We start from the raw sequence: 13,079 nt of genomic DNA on the forward strand, positions 1-13,079 counted from the left end.
TAAACGGGCGGCAGGTAGGGAAGCGTAGATATATAGAGAATGAATGGTGGAAGGGGTTGCTCCTTATGCTTACTCCATGTATTTTCAAGCGAGGGATCATCTGGGTCGTATTTTTTGTCATCAGCATGTTTGTCATTCCGTTTTTTGCCGAAGAGGATGCCAAATCACCTGTTCCTGCCGCACCTCAGGTTCAGACAAAGTAAATGGATTGACCACATAGAGTGGAATCTTCTTTTTGCGGAGAAGCGCTTACATGATTTTTTTGCGAAAAAGGACTCGCTTTCCATGCAAGGTATGAGCTGGAGGCGAGTCTTTTTGCTATGTATAGACCTAATGCCGTTTTTCTCGAATTACGAAAGTATGGGCGATCAGATCCTGCCATCCTTGTTTTTTCTTGTTCCAGCCAACCCACATATACCCCAGTCCGAATGGAAGCAAGCAAAGCGGCTTGCCGATCCATTCACGCACGAGCACCTGACCGATGGATAACGTTTGGCGTTTCGCACCAACCGGTATCACGCGAATACCCATGATGATTTTACCCAGTGTCTGTCCCGTCCACCAGGGAGTAGCGAACCACAGTGGCTGCCGCGCTCTGCTGTCCCGTTATGACTCCAGTGACAAACAGCTGCACGATTTTACTGCTGCCGGCCCCTGAAACAATATTTTCATCCCAGGAGTAGCCGGGGTGGTCGGCGAGTTCATCCGTCGTGCCAGCAAACCCTTCTACGATAAGCCCAGCCAAAAGAACGGAAAAGACGATGATAAGAGCGATCCATTGTTTGCGTTCCATACAGGTCACCTCAGGTCTTAGCATGAGCAGCAATCGTTAGAGTTACACATGCGAAACGCCAAAAAAAGGATTGACGAAGAAAGAGGTCTACATTAGAATTAATATAAATTTATTGGCTTTGCGCAAAAATATTCACCTAGGTAAAGATAGGAATAATCATTATCAATTAGGATGCTGTTGCCTTCGGGCAGCAGCTTCCACTGTTTTTACGGGAGAAATAAGTCTGATTCTCTTTCTCAACGAGAGAAAAAAAGGAGATGGTTGTCTTGATGGAAAAAATCGCGATGGCTCTGTCTGCAATCGGTTTGTTGAGCAGTTGGCTGTACGGGGAGGTTTGGGGGATTGACCTGGCTTGGATAGCCGTGCTCTTGTGCGGCGTTCCGATCGCTTGGGCGGCAAGCAAGGAGCTGTTTATGGAGCGTAAAATCAACAGTGATGTGCTGGTGACGATTGCAATCGTAGCTGCTGTAGGCATCGGTGAAATTTTTGCTGCCGGAGAAGTAGCTTTGATCATGATGATCGGGATGTGGTTGGAGAACCGTACCGTAGCGAAGGCAGCGTCTGCACTGGAGGAAATGGTGCAGATGGTTCCGCAGACGGCGATGGTCAAACGTGAGCGCGGCTGGGTAGAGATTGCATTGGAGAAGGTCGTCAAGGGCGATGTGGTTCAGGTAAAGCCGGGTGAGAAGGTGTCAGTAGATGGTGTCGTTCATCACGGCCAAGCAGCTGTTGATCAGGCAGCATTGACCGGGGAGTCGCTGCCAGTAGAGAAACGTCAGGGCGACGAGGTTTTCATGGGTACGTTGAACACCAATGGCGTCATCGAGATCGTTGCGGAGCGAGTTGGTGACGAAACGACTTTTGCCAAGGTAACCCGTCTCGTGGCGGAAGCGATGGAACGAAAAGCGCCGGTGCAGCGCCTGTTGGATCGTTGGGCAGCCTGGATTGTTCCCAGCAGTCTGATCCTGGCTATTCTTATGTTCATGATCACAGGTGATCTGGTTCGAGCGGTTACCATCCTCATCGTTTTCTGTCCCTGCGCATTGGTATTGGCTACGCCGACTGCGATCATGGCAGGTATCGGAAGTGCAGCCAAGCATGGGATTCTCATCAAAAGTGGCGTGGCGATGGAGCAAATCGGTCTGGTCAATGCTCTGCTTTTTGACAAGACAGGTACACTGACCGAAGGAAAATTGCAGGTAACCGGAGTAGCTCGCTTGCACAACCAGCAGGCTGAGGATGTGTTGCGCCTGGCCGCGGCGCTGGAGCAGCACTCGGAGCATCCAGTCGCACACGCCATCGTGAAGGCAGGGGAAGACAGAGGCATCAAGCTGCCGCAGGTGGATTCCTTTCTCGTTCACCCGGGGAATGGTGTGTCGGGGCAAATCGACGGTCATGAAGTCATGGTAGGAAATCGCCGCTTTTTCGCGGACAAGGGGATTGAAACAGCAGAGCTGACGCAGATGAGAGAAGAGCAGGAGAGTGCTGGGCATACGGCGGTTTTCGTTGCCCGTGACCGCAAGCTGGTCGGAATGATTTCTTTGGCTGATCGCGTTCGTCTGGAATCGCGGGATACGATCGGACGATTGCGGCTCAATGGTGTGGGCGAGATTGCGATGCTGACCGGAGACAACAGGGGGGCGGCCAGTCAGATTGCGCGTCAGGCCGGGGTGACGACTGTCTATGCAGAACAATTTCCGGAGGCGAAGTATCAACGTGTAGAAGAGCATCGTCAAAAAGGGCATATTGTCGGGATGGTCGGTGACGGTATTAACGATGCGCCTGCACTGACAGCAGCGCATGTGGGGATTGCGATGGGGGCTGGCGGAACACAGATAGCAGCGGAAGCAGCTGACATTGTCATCATGAACGATGATGTGTCCAAGGTGGCAGATGTCGTACAGCTCGGACAAAAAACGCTTCGGGTCATTCGCGAGAACCTGATCGTCTCCAGCGTGATCAACGCCATAGCGGTCATTCTGGCGATGGCCGGAATCCTTGGGCCTGTAGGAGGAGCTTTTGTCCACAATGCCACATCTGTCCTGGTCGTCCTCAATTCGGCTCGGTTGATTCACTTCCTGTCCAGCAAAAAGAGAGAAAAAGGCATGACTCCACCGTCCATGACTTGTACGACTTGTTCTTGCCAGGGTGACTGTAATCTGACGGCAAAAGGATAGTGGCTGTGCAAAACAGCTTAAACCGGAGGAGAGTTGCTTCCGGTTATTCTTTTTGCTCCCATTTCATGCAATTGCGGCAATATTCATGTAATATATAGGAGATAAGCGAAAAGTAGACGATTTGCAGGGGGTGATGCCATGATTATCCAGGTAAAGGACTTGAAGAAGAATTATGGCAATTTACAGGTATTGAAGGGCATAACCACACAGGTCGAAGAAAGAGAAGTCGTATGTGTAATCGGCCCATCTGGCTCGGGGAAAAGTACATTTTTACGTTGCCTCAATCAGTTGGAGGAGATGACCAGCGGCCAGATCATCATGAACGGACATGATTTGTCTGATCCCAAGGTAGATATCAACAAGGTGCGCGAAGATGTAGGAATGGTTTTTCAGCGCTTTAATTTGTTTCCACACAAAACGGTGCTGGAAAATGTGATGCTGGCACCGATCAAAGTGCGCAAAACCGCGCAGGAAGAGGCACGCAAGCATGGTTTGGCGCTATTGAAGAAGGTAGGCCTGGAGGACAAAGCCGATGTCTATCCGGACCGCTTGTCAGGCGGACAGATGCAGCGCGTGGCGATTGCCCGTGCTTTGGCGATGAATCCCAAAGTCATGCTGTTCGATGAGCCAACCTCCGCACTTGATCCCGAGCTGGTGGGTGAGGTGCTTGCTGTTATGAAAAATCTGGCTACAGAAGGAATGACCATGATCGTGGTCACCCATGAGATGGGCTTTGCACGTGAGGTGGGGGACCGGGTTATTTTTATGGACCAGGGAGTCATCATGGAGGAAGGAAAGCCTGAAGAGGTATTTGAAAATCCGACAAATGAGAGACTCCGATCCTTTTTGGGCAAGGTGATGGTTAGTTGATCAAGCTGTGTAATATAGAAGCTTTGCCAGAAGATCATATCGATGATGATCAGAAGATGTGTACCCTTTTTCTAGGGGATGCTGCCGGCAGTGAAAAGCTCTATGTCAATATCGACAAGGTGCAGCCAGGGGCAAAAAGCACGAAGTATCACAGTCACAGCCTTCAGGAGGAGTTTTTTCTGATCCTGGCGGGCACGGGTACGCTTCGGATGAATGATGAATACATCCTAGTGAAAAAAGGGGATTTCATCGCCAAGCCTGCCGGAAGAGGAATCGCCCACCAGTTCATCAATACGGGTGAAGAGGTATTGGAAATTCTGGATACGGGACTAAAGGTAAAGGATGATATTGCCTACTATCCAGATGAAGATGTCCTCTTTGCACGTGGACAAAAAAAGATGTTTAAACAAACGGATTCCTTACAAGACTGGAATTCCGACCCGAACGGTTCTTAAGAATAGGCACCAGCTGCTTCGAGTACGGAGCACTGGTGCCTATTGCTACAATAGCGTTATTTTGCTTCATCTAATAGCTCGCTTACCGTAACAAAGCGATAGCCCTGTGCGCGCAGGTGCTTGATCAAATCCCGCAGGGCGGCAACGGTTTGCTTCTGGTTCAGCCCGCCATCGTGAAATAAAATGATATCGCCAGACGAGACGTTGCTTTTCACACTTTTGGCGATGACCGAGGCGGTACGACGCAGGGACCAATCGCGCGGATCAATGGACCAGAGAATCAGATCATAACCACAAGCCTGAACTGCATTCATCACATCATGAGTCATGACACCGCCAGGGGGACGATAATTTTGGGCGAGTATTCCGGTCGTGCGTAAAATAGAAAGCTCTCCGTGCTTGATATCATCGTAAACCTCTTGCTCGGTGAGCTTGTTAAGATCATGGTGATCATAGCCATGATTGCCGATCTCATGCCCTGCCTTGGTAATCCATTGCATCACTTTGGGATACTTGTCCACCTGAGAGCCGAGGACAAAAAAAGTGGCTGGAACTTTGTTTTGGTGCAGGACCTCCAATATTTTAGGTGTATACGTCGCGTCGGGTCCGTCGTCGAAGGTAAGGGCAACGACTTTTTTCTTTGTATCGATTCGGTGAATCGGCTCATAGGTGAGATGAGAAGTGCCGGCCTGTACGGGGAGTGCAGCGTAGCCAAGAAGGCAAGCGGCGATGACGAGCCATGCAAGAAGCATGCTGTGTCTCAAGGAAAACGCCTCCTTCCGTGGAATATAGTCATAGCTTCGCCTCTGTTCGCGGAAAACATGCTGCCAAAAGAAAGCAGCGATCAAAGGGAACGGATGATGTGGTAGAATGAAAGGATCGATTGTATACGGGGAAGGGGAGAGTATGTGTGCAGCTCCGAGGTATGCTACATGGATTGACACATCAGTATCACGGGAAGGACAAGCCCGTAGATTACTATATGCAAATCGGCGAAGATCGTTTGCCGTTAAATGAATGGCTGGATCATGACGTCACGATTTCTTTTTTAGGTCAGAAAAATTGTATTGCCTGTGGGAGAAAGACGAACAAGACCTTTAACAGCGGGTACTGCTATCCCTGTTTTACCAAGCTTCCCGAGAATGACCTGTGTATCGTCAAGCCTCATGAATGCCACTTTGAACTGGGAACCTGCAGGGATGAGAGCTTTGGTGAGACGTATTGCATGATACCACACTACGTCTACCTCGCTGTGTCCAGTGATATCAAGGTTGGTTTGACTCGCAAGAACAACCAGCTCAAGCGCTGGGTCGATCAGGGAGCGATCCGTGCGATTCCGATCGCAGAAGTCCCTACACGGAGGATGGCCGGGGAGCTGGAATTCCATCTCAGCCAGTTTTTGCCGGACAAGACCAATTGGCGCAAAATGCTCAAGGGAGAGGTACGGGAGATCGACCTGATCACCATGCGAGACGAGGTGTACAGTCACTTCCCGGATGCATTCAAGCCTTTCCAATACCGTGAAGACGAATGGGTGGATATTACGTACCCTATTCTGGAATCTTTGGACAAGATCAACTCCAAAACATTGGATAAGGAAGAAAGCATCGGAGGCCGTCTGATCGGCGTAAAAGCCCAGTACCTGATTTTTGAAAATGCGGTGTTTCAAACGAGGAAGCATGCTGGCTATCAGGTTGAAATTTCCGTCAAGCCCCGTTCATAATAGAGTGAAAAGGAAGAAAACGGCAGCTTACGGATGTGTGAGCTGTCGTTATTCATACATAAAATCGTAGAGGTGATTCTCGATGACAATCAAAGCATACCTGTACAACAAGTGTGATACGTGCCGCAAAGCAAAGAAATGGCTGACGGAGGAAGGCGTGGGCTTCGAGGAAATTCCGATCGTGGACGCTCCACCAAGCAAGGAAGAGCTGCGCCGCATCTGGAAAGCAAGCGGGCTTGAACTGCGCAAGTTTTTCAATGTGAGCGGGGTTCAATACAAGGAGCTGGGACTCAAAGACAAGCTGCCAACCATGACAGAGGAAGAAATGCTGGAGCTGCTCGCTTCCAATGGAAAACTGATCAAACGTCCTTTGATCACCGACGAGAAAAACGTTACCTTGGGCTTTAAAGCAGAAGACCTGGAAAAAACCTGGGGAGGAAAGTGAGTATGCCCAAACCGTCGAAGCGACTGGAGCAGTTGTCGGCCGCGATTTTTTCGCAAATGGCAGAGCGAAAGCGCGAAGTTGCCAAAACGAGAAAAGTGTACGACCTTAGTATCGGCAGTCCGGATCAACAGCCAGACCAGCGTTTGCTGGATGAGCTTGTGGCAGCGATCCAACAGCCTGGGGCTTTTGGGTATGCCCTCAGTCAAGGGACAGCATCGTTTCGGGCAGAGGTGGCGGAGTGGTATCGATACCGTTTTGGCGTGGAGCTAAATCCGGATGGAGAGGTTCATTCCCTGATGGGTTCTCAGGATGGTCTCGCCCACTTTGCTCTAGCCTGGACGGATCCCGGTGATCTGGTTCTTGTGCCTGATCCAGGGTATCCCATCTATGCGGGGAGTGTCCATTTGGCTGGGGCCACCCCTTATTTCATGCCGCTCAAAGCGGAAAATGGGTTTTTACCTGATCTGTCGGCTATTCCCGAAGAGGTAGCCAACCAGGCGAAATTCATGATTCTCAACTACCCCAACAATCCGGTATCGGCTGTCGCCACCGTCGCCTTTTTTGATGAGGCAGTGGCATTTGCCAAGCGCCATGACATCATTGTCGTACACGATCTGGCGTATTCAGAAATGGCCTTTGACGGATACAAGCCTCCCAGCTTTTTGCAGGCTGCCGGTGCTAAAGATGTAGGGATCGAGTTCAATTCCTTTTCCAAAAGCTTCAACATGGCAGGCTGCCGCATCGCCTATGTCGTGGGAAATGAAGCTATCATCCAACCGCTCGCTGTGGTCAAGTCCAATGTCGATTACGGGGTGTTCCTCCCCGTTCAGCAAATGGCGATAGAAGCCATGAAGCAGGATCGGCTGTCGGAAGGCCAAAACAGCGTAGGAGCCTTGTATCAGGAGCGCAGGGATGTTCTTTTACATGAGCTCGAAAAAGCGGGCTGGATCATTGAACCGCCAAAAGCGACGATGTTTGTATGGGCCCCCGTGCCTAAGGGCTGGACCAGCGATGCATTTGCCTTTGCGCTCTTGGAGGAGACCGGAGTGGTCGTGATTCCGGGAAGTGCATTTGGAGAGCAGGGAGAAGGGTATGTCCGCATTGCACTCGTGCAATCGCCAGAAGTGCTGAGGGAAGCGGCGGCATCGATCGCCCAGTCAGGAATTATCCAGCGAAAACAGGGAAAATGATGGGTGCATGGAAGAGGAATCCTAGAAATGGCGTCAAATATGTTTTATGATGTAATGGAATGTACCTGATAGGAGGATACGTAAACGATGGATTTCCCAAAAAATTTGCGTTACAGCGAAGAACATGAGTGGGTGCGAGTAGAAGGTAACAAGGCGTATATCGGCATTACTGCATTTGCTCAATCTGAGCTGGGTGACATCGTGTTCGTTGAATTGCCGGAGGTTGGAGCAACCATTCAGCAGGACGAACCATTCGGTAGCGTAGAGTCTGTTAAAACGGTTTCTGAGCTGTACGCTCCTGTATCTGGCAAAGTAGTTGAGGTGAATGGCGAGCTGGAGGATGCGCCAGAGCTGGTGAACTCCTCGCCGTATGAACAAGCATGGATGATTGTCGTGGAATTGGCGAATGAAGCTGAACTGGACAAGCTGATGGACGCTGAAAAATACGGTGCAATGGTAAAAGAATAAGAATCCAAAAGGAAGCTGGGGCCGATACGCCTCAGCTTTTTTTCATACCAAAGGAAAAAGGGAATAATTTCAAACTAGTCAGAAAATAGTGGTCAGCACTAGAGGGATGGAGTACAATAGGAATACCTTTTACTTTTACCATCAAGCTTTTTGGTATCTTTTGCGGGTGGAGTCTTCTATCGAAAATACGCTACAATTGCATTTACAGACAGAGTATCGTTCAAACATGTGTTTTATTGTTTGGCGAAGAAGGAGGGAGACAAAATGAGTTTTTGCTGCGGAGCCGGGATGGTAGGGTCGATTGGAACTGTCCGTCATCATAAAACACTGGTGCACAATGTCCCCATCATGTTTTGTCCTGTATGTGACAGAATTGACGTTCATCCTGCTATTGAAGGAGAATACGAGATTTTAGTAGAATATGCACAGGGGGATAAAGCCCCAGAAGTCGATTTCTCTGACTTCGTGAGTGTTGACAATACATCTGAGTTGTTTGAGAATTGTACCATGACGGATGAAGCCGTTAGCTTCGCGGAGGTATTGAAACAACAGATTGACGTCTCGCTGGATCTGCTTGGCGTAGCCAAGGATCTGAAGGACGAGGAATGGCGAGACATGTTAATGATCCGTTTGAAAAGGTTGAGCGAGCGATTGAAGCAATATAATAAGAGAAAGCAGATATCGCAGAAGAGCGCTTGACGAATGACCTGGGAGGCAGTGTGAATGTTTCATTTGAAAGGCGTTCATCACATCGCGCTGAATTGTAGCGATGTCGTGAAAACAGCTCGGTTTTTTACAGACATCTTGGAAGTTCCTATCCCGTTAGAGAGTATAGTGGAAGGAGAGCCTGTCTACTTTCAAATTGGCACATACACACGGATCGGACTTCACCCACATCAGGGGGATGAAGGTAAAGGCGGAGTGGGACAGGTAGACCACATCGCTTTTTCCGTTACCAGCCGCGCTGAACTGGATTATCTCGTAGACAAGCTGGAGGCGGAAAACATCTGTTACCGTGGCCCTATCACCAGACCGACGAGCTTTAATCTGTATTTTGAAACACCGGATGGACATCATTTAGAAGTCCGATTGGATAAGGACGAGTTCGACGACATTGATGAGTAAAAATCATAGGGATAGGAAGCATGGACATCTGCTCGTTTGTAGAGCAGGTGTCTTTTCATTATTCATTCTATCGGAATAAATGAATAATAACTTAAGCACTTTTGTGTATATGCATGTCGAGAAAAAGAACGGGTGCCTGACAAGAGCCGACAGAGGTTCTGAAACCTCGCCAAAGGATTCGACGCCGAGCCTCACGAACCCAAGTCTTTAAGAGAGGGAGGCGGTCGGTGATGGCATTTGGTTTGGTGCAGCTGTTAGACGAGGTGATATTCCGTTTGCAGCAAAAAAAGCATTTGGGACCCGTTACTTCAGGGTGGGAACGCCGTGTTGGCATTATCACAGAGGATACGAAGTGCCGGTGGCAATTGATGTTCACCAGAGAAGGAACCTTGCACCAGGAATGGAAGGACGAGGATCAAGCCGATCTGGTCCTGCAAGGCAAGGAGCGGTCCATTCAGATGTTGTTTGCAGGCGATGAAATGATATATACGATGGCTAAACAACAGGTGAAAATGGTGGGGACGTGCAGAGACCAGTTGAAGCTGGATGCCATTTTGCGCCTGACCTGCAAATAGCCGGAGGACATTTCCCTCAAGTGCTTGTCTGGAAAAACCGCCCACATCTCCTGTGCTATAATGGGCAAAAGGAAAGAATTTGAGGAGGAATCCGCATGTCTACTTCGTCGTCACTCAATCAAGTAGTGACCTCAAGAGTACAAACAATTGACCAAACATTCCATCATTTGCACGCAAATCCGGAGATAAGCTGGAAGGAAGTAGAGACGACTCGCTATTTAGCCGAGCGTATGCAGGCTTTGGGGCTTCGTGTCACCACCTTTGAAGATTGCACAGGCCTTGTAGCAGAATGGGGAGAAGGCAAGCCTGTCGTTGGTCTGCGTACCGATATCGACGCGCTGTGGCAAGAAGTGGACGGTGAGTGGAGAGCCAATCACTCCTGCGGACATGACGGCCATATGACCGTGGTGCTGGAAGCAGTCGAGGCGTTGGTCGCGTCGGGATACCAGCCTCCGGGCAAACTGAAAATTCTGTTTCAGCCAGCCGAGGAAAAAGGAACGGGTGCATTGAAGCTGATTGAAAAAGGGATGGTTGACGATATCGATTATCTGTACGGTGTCCATCTGCGCCCGATCCAGGAGATGAAAAGCGGAAATTGCGGAGGGGCGATCTACAACGGCGGCGCCATGTTCTTATATGGAGAGATCACCGGCGTATCGGCCCATGGAGCCAGACCGCACCTGGGGATCAATGCGATCGAAGTAGCTGGAGCCATCATTCAGGGGATTGGTCAAGTACATATCAACCCGATGGTGCCAGCTACGGTTAAAATGACGATGCTGCAAGCAGGCGGAGAGAGCTATAATATCATCCCGGACAAGGCGCGTTTTGCCCTGGATTTGAGAGCGCAAACAAACGAAGCGATGGATGACTTGATTAAACGTGTTCGTCAGATTATCGAAGGAGTTGCCATCTCGTTCCAGGCGGAAATCACTTTGGAATCAGGCTCGCGAATGGTGGCAGCAGAAGTGCATGAATCGGCGAAGCAATTGATGGAGCAAGCGATCGTGGATGTGCTGGGAGAAGAGAATTTGAAGCCAGCCCCTGTCAGTCCGGGTGCTGAAGACTTTCATTATTATACGGTAGAACGGCCACACATCAAGGCAACGATGCTTGCACTGGGCTGTGACCTGCAGCCAGGCTTGCATCACCCGAACATGCATTTCAATCGTGAGGATCTGGTAAAAGGGGTAGAGATCATGGCGCGTGTCGTCGTGAGGACGTTCGAGAAGCTGCAAGCAGAACAGTAGGTTTGCAGGTTTAGACTTTCTGATACAATAAGAAGGCCCGTCAAATGAACGGGCCTTCTCTTTTTGGCAAAAATCACTATCCAGCGATTCACAGGGAGAACCAGCTTGGATGAGCGCTAAATTACTCGAAGAAGGGAACGATAGGGTGGACGGATATTCACACATTCTTCATAAGTAATTATAAAATTATGTAGCTTATTTAGCTAAATGTGATATACTAATTACAAATCAGACGATAAATAAAGGGCCTCATTATCATACAATACTGTTACACATTTGGGAAGGAGATCGTTCACACATGGAAACCAACACGGTTCAAAAGCTTACTGACATTCTAGCAGCTACAAAGGTTCATAAAAACCTCCCTGTAACGCAACTCGTAGAGATGGCAGTAAAGCGCGGAGAAGGAGTTTTGACCGACAAGGGGGCGCTCAACGCGCTAACAGGGAAGTTTACTGGCCGTTCTCCAAAGGATAAATTTGTCGTGGACGAAGCTTCCGTACACAATAAGATCAACTGGGGTCCGGTGAACCAACCGATTTCTGAAGAAAAATTTCAGCTGCTGCATCAGGATGTCATGGCTTATCTGCAAGATAAAGAGCTGTTTGTGTTTGACGGCTTTGCAGGTGCAGATGAGACCTACCGCTTGCCTATCCGTGTTGTGAACGAATACGCTTGGCACAATCTGTTTGCACGTCAACTCTTCATCCGTCCATCGGCAGAAGAACTGGCTGCACACAAAGCTGATTTCACTGTAGTATATGCACCGAATTTTAAAGCGAACCCGGCTGTTCATGGAACCAATTCGGAAACGTTCATCGTGCTCAGCTTTGAGCAAAAAATGGTGTTGATCGGCGGAACGGAGTACGCGGGTGAAATGAAGAAATCGATCTTCAGCGTGATGAACTTCTTGCTGCCTGAGCGCAACGTCCTTTCCATGCACTGCTCTGCCAACGTGGGTAAAGACGGAGATGTGGCACTGTTCTTCGGTTTGTCCGGTACAGGAAAAACCACTTTATCCGCTGACCCTGACCGTTTCCTGATCGGAGACGACGAGCACGGCTGGTCTGACAACGGTGTATTCAATATCGAGGGCGGCTGCTACGCCAAATGCATCAAGCTTTCCGAGGAAGGCGAGCCGCAGATCTGGAAAGCCATCCAGTTTGGAACGGTTCTGGAGAATGTGGATGTGGATGAACATTCCCGTCAAGCAGACTACGACAGCGACAAATATACAGAAAACACACGTGCAGCTTATCCTGTAGAAGCGATTCCGGGTGCTGTGATTCCAGGAGTAGGCGGTCAGCCTAACGTCATCATCTTCTTGACAGCAGATTCGTTCGGCGTACTGCCTCCAATCTCCAAGCTGAGCAAGGAACAGGCGATGTATCACTTCCTGTCTGGCTACACCAGCAAAATGGCCGGTACAGAACGTGGGGTAACAGCTCCGCAAACCGAGTTCTCCACATGCTTTGGTTCGCCATTCCTGCCGCTGCATCCAGTAGTCTATGCCGAAATGCTGGGTAAAAAGATCGACGAACGAGACGTACAAGTGTACCTCGTCAATACGGGCTGGACAGGTGGGCCTGTCGGAGTGGGCAAACGCATGAAGCTGAGCTACACGCGTGCAATGGTTACGGCTGCTCTGGCTGGAGAGCTGGAAAAAGTGGATTACGTGACAGATGCTACTTTCGGCGTGCAAGTGCCTACTTCTTGCCCGAACGTACCAGCTGACGTACTGCAGCCACGCAATACTTGGGAGAACAAAGAAGCGTATGACGCGCAGGCGAAGGATCTGGCAAATCGCTTCATCGAGATCTTCCAAAAGAAATTCCCAGACGCAACAGATATCGCAAAAGCTGGTCCAACAGCTTAATCATCGCTTCGGCGATTTGACCAAAACGGTTAGACAATGGCGTCTAGCCGTTTTTTGTTTCCAAAAATGCGTGCGCAGGTCACAGTATTTCGGTGCTTCTGGAATTTCGTTTCACTAAAAAATTTACAATAA

At 49.5% G+C, this 13,079-nt stretch carries 16 protein-coding genes; 13 read left to right on the plus strand and 3 right to left on the minus strand.

What is annotated here, in order from left to right:
- The first annotated feature begins 65 nt into the window (after window positions 1-65).
- Complete coding sequence (locus EDM52_RS24615) at window positions 66-203, plus strand: hypothetical protein (protein WP_183184965.1); 138 nt, start codon at window positions 66-68, stop codon at window positions 201-203.
- Window positions 204-330: 127 nt separating this feature from the next.
- Here EDM52_RS24615 and EDM52_RS09985 read toward each other — a convergent pair whose 3' ends face one another.
- Together EDM52_RS09985 and EDM52_RS09990 are read right to left on the minus strand one after the other, a co-directional pair.
- Complete coding sequence (locus EDM52_RS09985; protein WP_122908861.1) at window positions 331-531, minus strand: RDD family protein; 201 nt, start codon at window positions 529-531, stop codon at window positions 331-333.
- A 7-nt stretch (window positions 532-538) separates the two neighbouring features.
- A complete protein-coding gene (locus EDM52_RS09990; protein ID WP_122908862.1) occupies window positions 539-793 on the minus strand; it encodes a hypothetical protein in 255 nt (84 codons plus the stop codon).
- Window positions 794-1,062: 269 nt separating this feature from the next.
- Here EDM52_RS09990 and EDM52_RS09995 point away from each other — a divergent pair, with 269 nt between their 5' ends.
- The 3 genes from EDM52_RS09995 (at window position 1,063) to EDM52_RS10005 (ending at window position 4,295) form a co-directional block, all read left to right on the plus strand.
- Entirely contained in the window at window positions 1,063-2,970 is a 1,908-nt protein-coding gene (locus tag EDM52_RS09995; protein WP_245996774.1) for a heavy metal translocating P-type ATPase, read from the plus strand.
- A gap of 138 nt (window positions 2,971-3,108) precedes the next feature.
- On the plus strand, window positions 3,109-3,840 hold the full coding sequence (locus tag EDM52_RS10000; RefSeq protein WP_122908864.1) for an amino acid ABC transporter ATP-binding protein: 732 nt from the start codon (window positions 3,109-3,111) through the stop codon (window positions 3,838-3,840).
- On the plus strand, window positions 3,837-4,295 hold the full coding sequence (locus EDM52_RS10005) for a cupin domain-containing protein (protein WP_122908865.1): 459 nt from the start codon (window positions 3,837-3,839) through the stop codon (window positions 4,293-4,295). Before EDM52_RS10000 ends, EDM52_RS10005 begins: the two co-directional genes overlap by 4 nt.
- Before the next feature lie 56 nt (window positions 4,296-4,351).
- On the opposite strand, the gene EDM52_RS10010 is transcribed toward EDM52_RS10005, so the two are convergent.
- Window positions 4,352-5,047, minus strand: coding sequence for a polysaccharide deacetylase family protein (locus EDM52_RS10010; RefSeq protein ID WP_122908956.1), 696 nt, complete (start codon window positions 5,045-5,047; stop codon window positions 4,352-4,354).
- 158 nt (window positions 5,048-5,205) lie between these two features.
- Between EDM52_RS10010 and EDM52_RS10015 the strand changes: the two genes are divergently transcribed.
- The 9 genes from EDM52_RS10015 (at window position 5,206) to pckA (ending at window position 12,947) form a co-directional block, all read left to right on the plus strand.
- Window positions 5,206-6,018: a DUF2797 domain-containing protein gene (locus EDM52_RS10015; protein ID WP_122908866.1), complete on the plus strand. Its 813-nt coding sequence runs from the start codon at window positions 5,206-5,208 to the stop codon at window positions 6,016-6,018.
- Between the two features lie 82 nt (window positions 6,019-6,100).
- The gene (locus tag EDM52_RS10020; protein WP_122908867.1) at window positions 6,101-6,463 is read left to right on the plus strand and encodes an arsenate reductase family protein; all 363 of its coding nucleotides are present in this window, start codon (window positions 6,101-6,103) and stop codon (window positions 6,461-6,463) included.
- Between the two features lie 2 nt (window positions 6,464-6,465).
- Window positions 6,466-7,653, plus strand: coding sequence for an aminotransferase class I/II-fold pyridoxal phosphate-dependent enzyme (locus EDM52_RS10025; RefSeq protein ID WP_122908868.1), 1,188 nt, complete (start codon window positions 6,466-6,468; stop codon window positions 7,651-7,653).
- An 87-nt stretch (window positions 7,654-7,740) separates the two neighbouring features.
- Entirely contained in the window at window positions 7,741-8,121 is a 381-nt protein-coding gene (gcvH, locus tag EDM52_RS10030; protein WP_122908869.1) for a glycine cleavage system protein GcvH, read from the plus strand.
- 264 nt (window positions 8,122-8,385) lie between these two features.
- Window positions 8,386-8,820 carry a hypothetical protein gene (locus EDM52_RS10035; protein ID WP_122908870.1) on the plus strand — a complete coding sequence of 145 codons (435 nt, stop codon included), beginning with the start codon at window positions 8,386-8,388 and terminating at the stop codon, window positions 8,818-8,820.
- A gap of 24 nt (window positions 8,821-8,844) precedes the next feature.
- Window positions 8,845-9,246 carry a VOC family protein gene (locus tag EDM52_RS10040; RefSeq protein WP_122908871.1) on the plus strand — a complete coding sequence of 134 codons (402 nt, stop codon included), beginning with the start codon at window positions 8,845-8,847 and terminating at the stop codon, window positions 9,244-9,246.
- A 230-nt stretch (window positions 9,247-9,476) separates the two neighbouring features.
- Window positions 9,477-9,821: an SCP-2 sterol transfer family protein gene (locus EDM52_RS10045; protein WP_122908872.1), complete on the plus strand. Its 345-nt coding sequence runs from the start codon at window positions 9,477-9,479 to the stop codon at window positions 9,819-9,821.
- A gap of 95 nt (window positions 9,822-9,916) precedes the next feature.
- The gene (locus EDM52_RS10050) at window positions 9,917-11,071 is read left to right on the plus strand and encodes a M20 peptidase aminoacylase family protein (RefSeq protein WP_122908873.1); all 1,155 of its coding nucleotides are present in this window, start codon (window positions 9,917-9,919) and stop codon (window positions 11,069-11,071) included.
- 298 nt (window positions 11,072-11,369) lie between these two features.
- Complete coding sequence (gene pckA, locus EDM52_RS10055; protein WP_122908874.1) at window positions 11,370-12,947, plus strand: phosphoenolpyruvate carboxykinase (ATP); 1,578 nt, start codon at window positions 11,370-11,372, stop codon at window positions 12,945-12,947.
- Window positions 12,948-13,079 lie beyond the last annotated feature (132 nt).

Origin of the sequence: Brevibacillus invocatus, assembly GCF_003710915.1 — a bacterium.
In the GTDB taxonomy this organism is placed as follows: Bacteria; Bacillota; Bacilli; order Brevibacillales; family Brevibacillaceae; genus Brevibacillus; species Brevibacillus invocatus.